The organism is Virgibacillus oceani (assembly GCF_014638995.1).
GTDB lineage: Bacteria > Bacillota > Bacilli > Bacillales > Amphibacillaceae > Virgibacillus_E > Virgibacillus_E oceani.
Map to the genome: position 1 here is coordinate 1 of NZ_BMFR01000002.1, position 14201 is coordinate 14201.

13 protein-coding genes, 1 riboswitch and 1 other annotated feature are annotated in these 14201 nt (G+C 37.3%); of the genes, 8 read left to right on the plus strand and 5 right to left on the minus strand.

The window, feature by feature from the left end:
* Positions 1 to 490: 490 nt before the first annotated feature.
* Complete coding sequence (locus tag IEV74_RS03500) at positions 491 to 892, minus strand: rhodanese-like domain-containing protein (protein WP_308418966.1); 402 nt, start codon at positions 890 to 892, stop codon at positions 491 to 493.
* A 16-nt stretch (positions 893 to 908) separates the two neighbouring features.
* Here IEV74_RS03500 and IEV74_RS03505 point away from each other — a divergent pair, with 16 nt between their 5' ends.
* Positions 909 to 1667, plus strand: a complete 759-nt coding sequence (locus IEV74_RS03505; protein ID WP_188453970.1) for an FG-GAP repeat domain-containing protein — start codon at positions 909 to 911, stop codon at positions 1665 to 1667.
* A gap of 216 nt (positions 1668 to 1883) precedes the next feature.
* Here the strand turns inward: IEV74_RS03505 and leuS are convergent, their stop codons facing one another.
* Entirely contained in the window at positions 1884 to 4298 is a 2415-nt protein-coding gene (gene leuS / locus IEV74_RS03510) for a leucine--tRNA ligase (protein WP_188453971.1), read from the minus strand.
* 77 nt (positions 4299 to 4375) lie between these two features.
* Positions 4376 to 4591: a binding site (T-box leader), on the minus strand.
* A gap of 138 nt (positions 4592 to 4729) precedes the next feature.
* On the opposite strand from leuS, the gene mnmM reads away from it, so the two are divergent.
* From mnmM to IEV74_RS03530, 4 genes are all read left to right on the plus strand, one after another.
* Positions 4730 to 5296 carry a tRNA 5-(aminomethyl)-2-thiouridylate-methyltransferase MnmM gene (mnmM, locus tag IEV74_RS03515; RefSeq protein ID WP_188453972.1) on the plus strand — a complete coding sequence of 189 codons (567 nt, stop codon included), beginning with the start codon at positions 4730 to 4732 and terminating at the stop codon, positions 5294 to 5296.
* Positions 5297 to 5466: 170 nt separating this feature from the next.
* Positions 5467 to 6255: a transporter substrate-binding domain-containing protein gene (locus tag IEV74_RS03520; protein ID WP_188453973.1), complete on the plus strand. Its 789-nt coding sequence runs from the start codon at positions 5467 to 5469 to the stop codon at positions 6253 to 6255.
* 61 nt (positions 6256 to 6316) lie between these two features.
* Positions 6317 to 6961 carry an amino acid ABC transporter permease gene (locus tag IEV74_RS03525; protein WP_188453974.1) on the plus strand — a complete coding sequence of 215 codons (645 nt, stop codon included), beginning with the start codon at positions 6317 to 6319 and terminating at the stop codon, positions 6959 to 6961.
* On the plus strand, positions 6958 to 7686 hold the full coding sequence (locus tag IEV74_RS03530) for an amino acid ABC transporter ATP-binding protein (RefSeq protein WP_308418967.1): 729 nt from the start codon (positions 6958 to 6960) through the stop codon (positions 7684 to 7686). Before IEV74_RS03525 ends, IEV74_RS03530 begins: the two co-directional genes overlap by 4 nt.
* Before the next feature lie 43 nt (positions 7687 to 7729).
* On the opposite strand, the gene IEV74_RS03535 is transcribed toward IEV74_RS03530, so the two are convergent.
* Positions 7730 to 8794 (minus strand): tetraprenyl-beta-curcumene synthase family protein, encoded by a 1065-nt coding sequence (locus IEV74_RS03535; RefSeq protein WP_308418968.1) that lies wholly within the window; start codon positions 8792 to 8794, stop codon positions 7730 to 7732.
* 74 nt (positions 8795 to 8868) lie between these two features.
* Here IEV74_RS03535 and IEV74_RS03540 point away from each other — a divergent pair, with 74 nt between their 5' ends.
* Entirely contained in the window at positions 8869 to 9396 is a 528-nt protein-coding gene (locus IEV74_RS03540; RefSeq protein WP_188453975.1) for a gamma carbonic anhydrase, read from the plus strand.
* A 55-nt stretch (positions 9397 to 9451) separates the two neighbouring features.
* Here IEV74_RS03540 and IEV74_RS03545 read toward each other — a convergent pair whose 3' ends face one another.
* Both IEV74_RS03545 and metK read right to left on the minus strand, forming a co-directional pair.
* On the minus strand, positions 9452 to 9616 hold the full coding sequence (locus IEV74_RS03545) for a hypothetical protein (RefSeq protein ID WP_188453976.1): 165 nt from the start codon (positions 9614 to 9616) through the stop codon (positions 9452 to 9454).
* A 115-nt stretch (positions 9617 to 9731) separates the two neighbouring features.
* On the minus strand, positions 9732 to 10931 hold the full coding sequence (gene metK, locus IEV74_RS03550; RefSeq protein WP_188453977.1) for a methionine adenosyltransferase: 1200 nt from the start codon (positions 10929 to 10931) through the stop codon (positions 9732 to 9734).
* A 134-nt stretch (positions 10932 to 11065) separates the two neighbouring features.
* Positions 11066 to 11173: riboswitch (SAM riboswitch) on the minus strand.
* Positions 11174 to 11359: 186 nt separating this feature from the next.
* Between metK and pckA the strand changes: the two genes are divergently transcribed.
* Together pckA and IEV74_RS03560 are read left to right on the plus strand one after the other, a co-directional pair.
* Positions 11360 to 12952 (plus strand): phosphoenolpyruvate carboxykinase (ATP), encoded by a 1593-nt coding sequence (pckA, locus tag IEV74_RS03555; RefSeq protein WP_188453978.1) that lies wholly within the window; start codon positions 11360 to 11362, stop codon positions 12950 to 12952.
* A 250-nt stretch (positions 12953 to 13202) separates the two neighbouring features.
* Positions 13203 to 14201, plus strand: coding sequence for an ABC transporter substrate-binding protein (locus IEV74_RS03560; RefSeq protein WP_188453979.1), 999 nt, complete (start codon positions 13203 to 13205; stop codon positions 14199 to 14201).

The window sequence follows — 14201 nt, forward strand, 5'->3', positions numbered from 1 at the left end:
CGTTCGTCCTGAGCCAAGATCAAACTCTCCAAAAAAGTTTGAAATAAGATTGACACCAATCAACCTTATCTTAGCTTCAAAAAATTTAAATCAGGGTTAAAAGGTTAACAATAGACAAAATCTATCATCTGCTTTTAATCTGTTTTATTCGAAAAACATGAATGTTTTTCTTGACATACTGGTTGTTTTGTTCAGTTTTCAAAGAGCAAATTTTATCATCAATTAAAGACAACTTAACTATCATACCAGCTTAAAGCATCAATTGTCAATAACTTTTTAAAAAAAGGAATAAATAGTGTGCTGCATATTTCGACAGCATAAATATTATATCATCCTTGATAATCATTGTCAATCACACAAAAAGCCATCAATTTTTCCAACTGCTTTTTTCGAACAGCAAGATACATATTACTATCTTATAAAATTAAAGTCAATAACATTTTTATAAAGACATGACTATCAGTACATTAAAAACAAAACAACCGATATATTAAAGAACGATCTCGTCATCCCAATTCAGCATACCCCCGGTCATGTTGGAAACCTTAAACCCATGTTCATCCATAAAAGTTGCTGCTTTCATACTTCTTCCACCAGATCTGCATACAAGAACATAGTGTTTATCCTTATCCAAATTGTTAATAGAATGTGGAATCTTATGTAAAGGGATATGTTTAGCATCTTTAATCATCCCCTGTGCTACTTCATCATCTTCTCTGACATCAACAATGACCACATTTTTATCTTCTTTCACTAATTGCTGTAATTCATTTGGCAGTATTTCATTAATTTGAGGCATTTCATTCATCCTTTCAATTCTAGTTTCTTCAAGTTTAATCATACGTACCTCAAGAATATCTTGCAAGTAAATGGCACATGATAACTGTACCATGATTGGAGGTTATTAAATGAGAGCCCTATTACTATTGCTTATATTTCTAACAACTATATATTGTAATATCACTGTTTTTGCAGAGGTGAAAGATAATCCTAATAAAAAGATACTTGCAGCATACAAAGAGGATGTAACAGGAGACGGTCTTAAAGAATTAATCGAATTATATGGCGTTTTATTTAGCAATGATAGTAATTATCTCCATAATACATGGGCCATCGTTAATGGACCAGGAAAATTGAAATGGAAGTTAACATATGAAGGCGGTTATGATCCCAAACTTCAATTCATCGATTTGGATCATGATGGTGTAAAAGATATTTTTTATCAAAGTGCAACTGGGGGAAGCGGAGGATTATATTACTATCATTTACACACATTAAAAAATGAAACGCTTAAAGAGCTCCCACTTCCTGAATCCAATAATGTGCATGGAGAATTTCAAAAAGATTTTAAAGCGGCATTAACAATTGAGTCTTTAAAGGAACCTATTCTAATAGATGTCAAAAGCCGGGCTAATGAATACATTCGTTTAAGTATTTATGATGATAATGGAAATCTTTTAAAGCAAACAAACTTAATGGTGGATCCAATCGCCTTTTTTGAGCCTGCCCTTATAAGTAAAAGTAAGGGATATGGATTAAAAAGCTATCAGCAAATCAGCGGTGCCTACCATGCAGATCAACTAGGTACAATTGAAAGCCTCTGGTATTTTGAAAACGGGAAATGGATCAAATTGAAAACACAGTGGGTTCCATCTGGACATTCATAATAGATAATAGAGGCAAGGGGTATAAATTGAATACTAATTGTTTTTAGTGTAAACCGTAAAAATAAAACCGCATGAAATCAATGTTTTTAAATTGACTTCATGCGGTCTATTGATTTTTGTCCTATCTTCTTTGATAAATATAATTTAGGTGGTTATTAAACAAGGAAACGTATTTCGAGTTCTGTATACATATATCGTGATTGACCAAATTATTATTTAATTAGCTACAATATTTACTAATTTACCAGGTACAACAATTACTTTTCTAACTGTTTTTCCTTCCAGCCATTCTTGGATTTTATCATCAGCAAGTGCCTTCTTCTCAAGATCTTCTTTAGAAATATCTTTAGCAACACTTATTTTTGAACGAACTTTGCCCATAACCTGAAGAACTATTTCTACCTTATCTTCTACTAATTTAGACTCATCATAAATTGGCCAAGGTTCATAGCTGATCGTATCTGAATGTCCCAGCATACGCCACAACTCTTCGCTAATATGCGGTACAACTGGTGAAAGCAGCTTAACAAACCCTTCTGCGTATTCTTTAGGGAGTGCATTTGCTTTATACCCTTCATTGATAAAAACCATCATCTGTGAAATTCCGGTATTAAAATGCAAATTTTCAAAATCCCCAGTTACCTTTTTCACAGTTTCGTTGTAGACTTTATCTAATGAATTATCCTTACTTCCTTCGACTATTTTCTCGGCAAGTACACCATCTTCATTAACGATAAGCCTCCATACACGATCCAGAAAACGACGTGCTCCATCCAGACCATTTGTTGACCATGCAACCGCTGCATCTAAAGGTCCCATAAACATTTCATATAAACGAAGTGTGTCTGCACCATGGGATCTAATAATATCGTCGGGATTTACAACGTTGCCCTTTGACTTACTCATCTTTTCGTTTCCTTCTCCTAAAATCATGCCCTGGTTAAACAATTTCATAAAAGGTTCTTTTGTTGGGACTACACCGATATCGTATAAAAATTTATGCCAAAAACGTGCATACAGCAGATGAAGTACTGCATGTTCGGCTCCGCCAATGTAAACATCTACTGGTAACCAATTACTTAACGCCTCTGGATCAGCAAGTTTTTCCGTATTATCTGGATCAATGTACCGCAGAAAATACCAGCAGCTTCCTGCCCATTGCGGCATTGTATTCGTCTCACGGCGCCCTTTCATTCCGGTTTCAGGGTCAACCACATTTACCCAATCACTATTTGCAAGCGGGGATTCGCCCGTTCCAGAAGGTTTAATTTCAGTCATTTTTGGCAATTCAAGCGGGAGATCCTTTTCCGGAATAGTGCTCATTGTCCCATCTTCCCAATGAATAACTGGAATCGGTTCACCCCAATAACGTTGTCTTGAAAAAAGCCAGTCACGAAGCCGAAAAGTGGTTTTTTTAATGCCTTTACCGTTTGTTTCGAGCCATTCAATCATCTTTGTAATTGCTTCATCTTTCTTCATACCATTTAGAAAATCAGAATTCACATGTTCCCCGTCACCTGTATATGCTTCCTTAGTGACATCGCCGCCTGCGACAACTTCTATAATAGGAATCTGAAATTTACGGGCAAATTCATAATCACGTTCATCGTGCCCTGGTACGGCCATAATTGATCCTGTTCCGTATGTGATCAGAACATAATCAGCTATCCAAATCGGCATTTTTTCATTATTTACCGGATTAATAACATAAGCACCTGTAAATACACCGGTTTTATCTTTTGCTAAATCTGTTCGTTCAAGATCAGATTTTGTCTGTACTTCATCAATATATGCTTTTACTGAATCCTTTTGCTCGTCAGTTACAATTTTTTCAACTAAGGTATGCTCTGGTGCTAGTACTGCATATGTTGCACCAAATAACGTATCGGGACGTGTTGTAAAAACAGTAATTTCCTCATCATGTCCATCTACTGCAAACGTTACTTCTGCACCTTCTGAACGACCAATCCAGTTGCGCTGCATATCTTTAATACTTTCGGTCCAGTCAAGCTCCTCAAGGTCTTCAAGCAAGCGATCCGCATACGCAGTAATTTTAAGCATCCATTGTTTCATTGGTTTTCGAACAACAGGGTGCCCCCCTCGTTCACTCTTTCCGTCAATTACTTCCTCGTTTGCAAGTACTGTTCCGAGCGCCGGGCACCAATTAACAGCTACCTCGTCAACATAAGCAAGACCCTTTTCATACAGTTTAGTAAAAATCCATTGTGTCCATTTATAATAATTCGGATCCGTTGTATTGATTTCACGATCCCAATCATAAGAAAATCCCAATTCCTGTATTTGACGCCGGAATGTATTAATGTTTTGCTCTGTGAATTCAGCTGGACTGTTCCCGGTATCAAGCGCGTACTGTTCAGCTGGTAAACCAAAAGCATCCCAGCCCATTGGATGCAGGACTTCATAACCTTGCATCCGCTTCATTCGCGAAATAATATCAGTTGCAGTATAGCCTTCCGGATGCCCAACATGGAGTCCAGCACCTGATGGATACGGAAACATATCTAATGCATATACCTTTTCTTTATTAGAATACGTGTCTGTTTTAAACGTTTTATTTTCTAACCAATACTGCTGCCATTTCTTTTCAATCGATTGATGATTGTAGCTCAATGTTTTTTCCTCCTTCTTGTTTCGCGGAAAATGATTCTTTAATACATTTAAATAAAAAAAGCCGCTCATCCCTGATAGAAAGGGACGAGAAGCTATATTTCCCGCGGTACCACCCAAATTAACGCTAAATTAACGTTCACTTGTACCCTTAACGCGGGATTACGGCAAGGGTTACTATAGTTTCACACTTGCGACTTAAAGGCGAGTTCATAACTATTCGGGAACAGTTTTCACCAGCCACTGTCTCGCTAAACCCGAAAAGATTTATTACTAATCCTTTTCATTGTCGATTTGTTATTATCTCGAATTTTAATCAATCAGAATTGCTTTGTCAAGGTTGTTGGCTATTTCAAAAGTGAATAATGTTTTTTGATCGGTTCCATTGCATGGTAAAATAAAAATAATAATTTATATAAAGGACTGGTAACAGCATGATTAAACGCATTCTAGAATTTTCACATTATCTTTTGACAGAATCAGTTTTGAAAGGTGAAACTGTGGTGGATGCAACCGCTGGAAATGGAAATGACACGATTTTTCTAAGTCAATTAACTGGTGAAACTGGACAAGTACTTGCTTTTGATGTTCAAGAAAAAGCTATAACAGCTGTAACCAAAAGACTTACCGAAAAGCAACTATCAAATACCCGTCTAATTCATGACGGCCATGAAAATATAGTGGCCTATTTAGAAGAAGGGGAACAGATCGGTGGTGCAATTTTCAACCTAGGTTACTTACCCGGTGGTGATAAATCAATTATTACAAAAGCCGACACAACAATTAAAGCTGTAAAGGCAATGCTTCCTTATTTAAAGTGTGGCGGAACAATCGTATTGGTTGTTTATCACGGGCATAATGGTGGTCAATTAGAAAAGGATGCACTTATGGAATACACTTCTACGTTAAGCCAACAATCCTTTCATGTTTTACAATATGGATTTATTAATCAGAAAAACCATCCCCCCTTTATCCTAGCTGTCGAAAAAAGAAATAACTAACAGGAAGACGATACAACATGTATGGTCTTTTTTTCTTCCCAACCCCATATAAATAACAAAAAAGCATTAATTTATGCATTTTAGATAATTTTGATATTTATTGACAAATTTCTTAATATATAGAATACTAATATAAATGCGTTTTCAAAAATAAAAAGGGGGCAAATCGCATGAAGAAAATAGGTTTATTTGGATTAATGCTTATGTTAATCCTTGTTCTCGCTGCGTGCGGCAGTGGTGATTCAGATGAAGCATCAGGAGAAGGCGGCACAGATAATGGAGATGCAAAAAAATATACTGTCGGTGTTGATACTACCTATCCACCGTTTGAATTCCAGGAAGATGGTGAAATGAAAGGTATTGATATTGATTTAATTAATGCAATCGCTGAGGATCAAGGCTTTGAAATTGAGATAGAGGCTATGGATTTCAGCGGTATCATTCCTGCTATGCAGGCTGGTCAGCTTGATATTGGTATGGGTGGAATGAGTATTACTGAGAAACGCAAGGAAACAGTTGATTTTTCGGATCCTTATTTTGAATCTGGTTTATCTCTGGTAGTTGCAAAAGATAATTCAGATATTACCAGTATCGGGGATTTAAAAGGGAAAACAATCGCAGTTAAAAAAGGTACAACAGGTGCAAATTATGCAACCGAAAATAAAGAAGAATACGGATATGAAATCATACAAGTAAATGACAGTACATCAATGTTTCAAGAAGTAGCAAATGGCAGTGCTGCTGCTTTATTGGAAGATTATCCTGTTATCCAATATGCCATAGCAAAGAGTGATCTGGATCTAAAAGTCGCAGGTGATAAATTAAACGGTGATAACTATGGAATCTCTGTATTAAAGGGAGAAAATGATGAACTGCTCAAGAAAATAAACGATGGGCTTGCAAATTTAAAAGAAAATGGAAATTACGATGAAATCATAAGTAAATACCTTGGTGAATAGGGTAATTTTCATGCCGAGCGCGCAATTATAGCGCGCTTTCTTTATTAAAGGAGTTGACTGGATGGATGTTATAATCGATGCCCTTCCATATCTTTGGGAAGGACTTAAGGTAACAGTATATATATTTGTGATAGCAATTATTTTAGGTTTTATCATTGGGCTTATAATGGCGTTATTACGCTTATCTCCTATAAAAATATTAAATTGGATTGCCAAAATATTTATCGATGCAATTCGTGGTACTCCGATATTAGTTCAATTATTCTTCATTTACTTTGGTCTAAATGCACTTGAATTCATTTCATTGGATCGGGAAACGGCGGGGATTATTACAGTCGCCGTGAATGCTGGTGCCTATTTTGCCGAAATTATTCGTGCAGGTATCCAGTCTATGGATAAAGGGCAAACAGAGGCTGCAAGGTCGCTGGGCTTAACCAGTACGCAAAATATGCGGTACATTATTCTTCCACAAGCATTTAGAAGAATGCTGCCTACTTTTACAAACCAAGCTATTATAAGTTTAAAGGATACGTCATTACTATCTGTTATTGGTATTGCTGATTTGACTCAACAAGGGCAAATCGCTATCGCGGCAACATTTAAGGCATTTGAAATATGGCTTGTAGTCGGTGTTATGTATTTTATTATGATTTATTTATTATCCTTATTATCTAGTTTCCTGGAAAGGAGATTTGAATTACGATGACTATGATTGATGTAAAGAACTTAAAAAAATCCTTCGGCAAGCTAGAGGTGCTAAAAGATATTACAGTAGAAATCAAAGAAAAAGAAGTAGTTTGTGTAATTGGTGCATCTGGTTCGGGAAAAAGTACGTTCCTTCGTTGTTTAAATAGGCTTGAGGATATAACAGATGGACACGTCATTATCGATGGTCAAGATATAACCGCTAATGACGCAAATATAAATATAATACGCCAAGAGGTGGGCATGGTTTTTCAACAATTCAACCTTTTCCCCCATAAAACGGTAATAGAAAATATAATACTAGCACCTATGAAGGCACGCGGAATCACTAAAGATGAAGCCACTAAAACTGCTAGGGAACTGCTTGCAAAGGTTGGTTTGGCAGAAAAGGCTGATAGCTATCCAGGTTCACTGTCTGGTGGTCAGAAACAGCGTGTTGCAATTGCAAGAGCACTTGCAATGAACCCTAAAGTGATGTTATTTGACGAACCAACTTCTGCCTTGGATCCTGAAATGGTAGGCGATGTATTAGAGGTAATGAAGCAGCTTGCCAAAGAAGGTATGACAATGGTTGTTGTTACACACGAGATGGGCTTTGCACGAGAGGTTAGTGATCGTGTTCTGTTTATCGATGAGGGATTAATCGCAGAACAGAACGTACCAGATGAATTATTCAACAACCCGCAGAACGAACGTACACAGGCATTTTTAAGCAAAGTACTATAACTCTAAACTGATGGTTCAAAGCAATCCGTTGCTTTGAACCATTTTAATTTGAAATCTTATGATATACTCTTATATTCCTGTAAAAGAACCTTCCATTCCTGCCGCTTGCTTGCAACAAGCTTCTTATAATTTTATTACCACCTTTAAGGTTTTGAACCTTTTCATCAGCTAAGTAAAGTCCCACTAATCCGCTGACAACCATTTTGTGGAACTCCTGGTCAGGCAAATATTGTACAAATTTATTAGCATTATTAATAAAATAAACTAATCGTTTTTCCATGTGATTGTAATCTGTATAATAACTGCAGAAGTTTAAATCCCCTTCATCAATGTCTTCTTGCTGATCAATAAAATAATCCAGCAGAATATGCAAGCCTTGCATATAGGGGAAATAGCAACCACATATCTGTTGTGCTAATTCTTCTGACATCCTTCCACCAAGCGTGTATGATAAAAGGCAAAATATACCAAGTGTTGATCCGCTCGCTGCAGAAAATTCATACCATTCTAATTTAGATGATTTCTTATTATGGTTATCAAACCAGCCCCGTAACCGCGGTACTCTTTCCGCTGCATTTACATGCTTATGTACTTGTAAGTCATTATATAGTGCGTTTAATGACACAATATGGTCTTGTATATAAGATAATCCATGTAAATATCTTAACGTATGCTGTGCAGTTTTCACTAATTCAACTAAATAGCCATCGTCATCCTGGTCTTCGCGTAAGGCATAATAATTTCCCACCCCATTTTCGGGTGACAGCGCATCGACCATTGATTGGTGAAGCAAGCGAAAATCACTCGGATCTAGTGAAGTACTGCGGTCACACAGATTATCTAAGTAATCACTTATCGTTTGAAATGCAACGATAAACCGAACCGCATCCCTCCATCTTTTACCAGCAAGCAATGCATAAACCGCCCCACCCTGACAATGAAAGCGTTTCGCATTAATACTTGCTAATGCTTGTGTTCGTAATTCCCGATTTGGAATTTGCTCCGCCATTTTAGTCCAATAATGCAATTCCCTATTTACCTCTGGAAAAATTTTTCTATATACATGTGTCATTAATGGTAATGCTGAATTCGGTACGCCGGTTGACAAAGCGTTTCCTCCATTCCAACCCTACATTTTTTTGCTATACTAATTATATCATCATATTTACTAGGAGGAAGCAAATGATACACCATTATAAAAATGTGACACCACAAATTGACAGTACTGTTTTCGTGGCAAAGGACGCATCTATTATAGGTGATGTAACAATTGGAGAATATTCAAGTGTCTGGTTCAACACAGTTATCCGAGGGGATGTTGCCCCAACAAGAATTGGGAAACGCGTTAGCATACAAGACCTTACTATGATCCACCAAAGTCCTGATCAGCCTGCGATAGTGGAGGATGATGTCACAATCGGCCATCAAGTTACATTGCACGGTGCAACAGTAAGAACAAACGCGCTAATTGGCATGGGCTCCATTATCCTGGACGGTGCAGAAATTGGAGAGAATGCATTTATCGGTGCGGGCAGTCTGGTTCCTCCAGGCAAAAAGATACCTGCCCATACGTTAGCATTAGGTAGACCAGCAAAAGTTGTACGTAATTTAACAGAAAAAGATTATGAAGAGATGGACCGAGTTCGTAAATCTTATGTTGATAAAGGACAATACTATAAAAACAATACAGATTTAAGTATTGAATTTTAAGCTTTCCAAAAAAACGCCAGGGTTTAATTTATCTGTAAACCCCGGTGTTTTTTGTTTATATAGCTTCCAGATTATACTTATTTTCCACAAAAATTTGATGCCAAAGCATATCTGGTCCTCGAGGATTGCACTGCTGTTTAAACACATTTAATTGATCCGCAGTAATATTCTTTGGCAGATTTCGAACCTCACCAATAAATCCACACCATACATTCCACATCCACTCTTTTATTCACAACAATTTATGCTGCCGAATATGTGGTGTGACCTATTATTCCAATTTTGCCCATTAAAAAAACACGGATACTATAACTGTAGCCGTGTTTTTAATCGTTTTATTTTTCTGCTAGTGCTATTAATTCTTCAACCTTATCTGTTTTCTCCCATGGGAACAATATATCGGTTCTGCCAAAATGGCCATAGGCAGCCGTATTTCTAAATATTGGTCTTTGTAAATCAAGCATACGGATAATTCCAGCCGGTCTTAAATCAAACAGTTCCCGAACAGCATCAACCAATTTTTCTTCACTGACTGTACCAGTGTTGAATGTATTAATTGCAATCGATACCGGTTCAGCAACACCAATCGCATAAGCTAATTGTACTTCACATGTCTTTGCCAAATTAGCCGCAACAATATTTTTAGCAACATATCGTGCCGCATATGCTGCAGAGCGGTCAACCTTTGTAGAATCCTTCCCACTAAACGCTCCCCCGCCATGACGAGCATATCCGCCATATGTGTCAACAATTATTTTACGGCCAGTTAGTCCTGCATCCCCCTGTGGTCCGCCAATAACGAAACGGCCAGTTGGGTTAATAAAATACTTAGTTGATTCATCTAATAAATTTGCAGGCACCACCGGACGAATAACATGTTCAATCAAGTCTTTTTCAATTTGCTCTGTTGTAATGTCCTGATGATGCTGGGTCGAAATAACAATTGTATCTACTTTAACAGGTTGATCATTTTCATCATATTCAACCGTTACTTGTGTTTTCCCGTCTGGACGCAAATATGCAAGCGTTTCATCTTTTCTTACATCAGTCAAACGTTTCGCTAATTTGTGTGCCAGTGATATCGGTAATGGCATTAATTCTTCCGTCTCATCGCAAGCGAAGCCAAACATTAACCCTTGATCCCCAGCACCTATAGAAGCGATTTCTTCATCTGACATTTTACCTTGTCTTTTTTCCAGTGCAGTATCTACACCTCCAGCTATGTCAGCAGACTGTTCATCAATTGCTGTTAAAACAGCACATGTTTCAGCATCAAAACCAAATTTTGCACGAGTATAACCGATATCTTTAATTGTTTGTCTAACAATTGCAGGAATATCTACATATGTTGTAGTAGAAATTTCCCCTGAAACTAATACTAAGCCAGTAGTTACGGTAGTTTCACATGCAACACGAGCATTTGGATCTTTCGATAAAATTTCATCTAAAATTGCATCCGAAATCTGGTCACATATTTTATCCGGGTGCCCCTCCGTTACAGACTCGGAAGTAAATAAACGACGATTTGAAGCCATATGGCTAAATCCTCCCCTTAATTTTGGTACGGAACTCTATTTATCATTTTCAGTATATTTTACAATTAACAAGGTCCTAGTGAAACAAAAAAAGCCCTTCCTGCATTACTGAGGAAAGGAGTTGTGGCCTTTCGCTCTTATTGTTCAAGGAAATATCCTTGCGTCAGGTTAGCACCTTTTCACATCGTGTGACGGTTGCTGGGCTTCATTGGGTCTGTCCCTCCACCAACTCTGAATAAGAGAATCCGTTCGAAATTTATCGTAACGAAATAGCAGTTGTATGTCAACTATTTAAAGAAAACAGGTACAAAATATTAGTTTTTAAATAAAATACTATATTAGTATGGATTATTAAAATTAATGTGTTATACTAATAATCAGATTTAGCAGTTGGACATAACAAATCCATCACAAAGGAAGGTATCATAATGAAATCGGTGGAAGAAACTTTATTATTGCAAGATCTTATAACACACAAAAACATTCAGAATAACTTATCCGTACCACAATTAGTCGAAAAGATATTATCCAGGAACGAGGGTATGCTGACGGCCACCGGTGCAGTTCAGGCAACTACCGGTAAATATACCGGCCGATCACCTAAAGATAAATTTATTGTCAAAGATGAGATTTGTGAAAATTTCATTGACTGGGGACATGTTAACCAAGCAATTGATGAGAACAAATTTGAACAGCTTTATGAAAAGGTAATCGCGTATTTAAAGGATAAAAACGAGCTATACTCATTTAAAGGGTTTGCAGGAGCAGATAAAAAACACCGTTTACCAATACAAGTTATCAATGAATATGCATGGCATAATTTATTCGCGCGTCAATTATTCATTACACCAACGGAAGAAGAATTAAATACACATAGATCCGAATTTACCGTGGTCTCTGCGCCAACATATAAGGCAGATCCTAAAGTTGATGGAACAAATTCAGAAACATTTATTCTAGTCTCATTCAAACGACGGGTCGTCTTAATAGGTGGAACAGAATATGCTGGTGAAATTAAAAAATCTATTTTCTCTGTCATGAATTATTTACTTCCGCAAAAAGAGGTGCTTCCAATGCATTGCTCAGCAAATGTAGGTCAGGAAGGTGATGTCGCCTTATTTTTCGGTCTATCTGGAACTGGTAAAACAACGTTATCCGCAGACCCATATCGTCGTTTAATTGGTGATGATGAACATGGATGGAGTCCAAACGGCGTATTTAATATAGAAGGCGGCTGTTACGCAAAATGCATCAGCCTGTCTCAAGAAAAAGAACCACAAATTTTTAATGCAATTCGTTTCGGCAGTGTATTAGAAAACGTAATAATTAATACCAAATCACGCCTGCCTGATTATGATGATACTTCATTAACCGAAAATACACGGGCTGCCTATCCTTTGGAAAATATTGATAACATCGTTTCACCGAGTGTTGCTGGTCATCCGAATACGATTATCTTTTTAACTGCTGATGCATCCGGTACATTGCCACCAATCAGCAAATTGACAAAAGAACAAGCAATGTACCACTTTTTAAGTGGATATACAAGTAAGCTAGCAGGTACGGAGCGTGGGGTCACTGAGCCACAGGCAACTTTTTCAGCATGTTTTGGTTCACCGTTTTTACCACTGGCTCCATCAGCATATGCAAAAATGCTGGGTGAGAAGATTGATCAATTTAATACAAATGTCTTCTTAGTAAATACCGGCTGGACTGGTGGATCTTACGGTGTAGGTAGACGTATGAAGCTTTCCTACACAAGGGCAATGGTCCATTCAGCCTTAGAAGGTGAACTTAATACTGTTGAAACAGTAAAAGATGACGTTTTTGGGCTGGAAATACCAATGCATGTACCTGGTGTTCCAGATGAAGTTTTGGTACCGAAAAACACATGGGCTAATAAAAGCGCCTATGATGAAGCAGCAAAATCACTTGCAATCAAATTTCATAACAACTTTAAAAAGTTTACACAAGCAAGTGATGATATTGTTCAAGCCGGCCCGCTGTATAAGCCGGAATAAATAGTGTTTCCTCATCCTAAATGGATTTTAAATATGATGGAAAAGCGTATAGCCAGTATCATGCCGGCAACCGATCTCTAAATATGGAGATCGGTTTTTTTATGTATATTTTGCTGATTACTGCACAGTATTCGTAAAATGCGACGTAATTAATGCTTAGACTACCGTTCCATAGGCGTTCACACATTTTCTATAAAAACATACACTATTTTGAAATAACCTATTTGAACATTGGAAAGGAACGAATGGCATGAGAAAATTTAAGTATTTATTACTTTTTTCAAGCATACTGCTGATTTTCCTATCTGCTTGTAATGCAAATAAAACGACTGAAAAAACTCCGATTAAAATAGCTGAAGTAACGCGTTCATTATTTTATGCACCACAATATGTTGCAATAGAACAAGGATTTTTTGAAGAGGAAGGATTGGATGTTGAACTCCAAACAACATGGGGTGGAGACAAAACAATGACTGCATTACTGTCAGATGGAGCCGATGTTGCACTTGTTGGTTCTGAAACCTCCATTTACGTTTATGCACAGGATTCTAAGGACTATGCAATCAACTTTGCACAATTGACTCAAACAGACGGTACATTCTTAGTTGCAAAAGAACCTAAACCAGATTTTAAGTGGGATGATTTAAAGGGAAGCACATTTCTAGGTCAACGCAAAGGGGGCATGCCGCAAATGGTTGGAGAATTTGTACTTAAAAAACATGATATTGATCCCCATGCTGACTTAAATTTGCTTCAAAATGTTGATTTCGCTAATATTCCCGGTGCCTTCGTATCTGGGGATGCGGAATATGTTCAATTATTCGAACCAACCGCCAGCATTTTTGAAAAAGAAGGAAAAGGTCATATTATCGCTTCTTTCGGTGAAGAATCCGGTCACGTACCATACACGGTATTTATGGCCAAACAAAGTTTCATAGATGATAACGAAGGAGCTATAAAAAGTTTTACAAAAGCAGTTTATAAAGCACAACAGTGGGTTCAGGAACAATCAGCAGAAAAGATTGCTGAAGTCATTCAGCCCTATTTTGAGGATACGGAGTTAGATATGTTAGCTGCATCTATTGATCGATATAAAAACCAAGGTTCATTTGCTACAGACCCTATTCTTGATGAGGAAGAATGGAATAACCTAAAAAATATCATGAATGAAGCTGGTGAATTACCGGCAGATGTTCCATACGCAGAACTTGTTAATACAAAGTTTGCAGAGGAAGTAATCAACAACTAA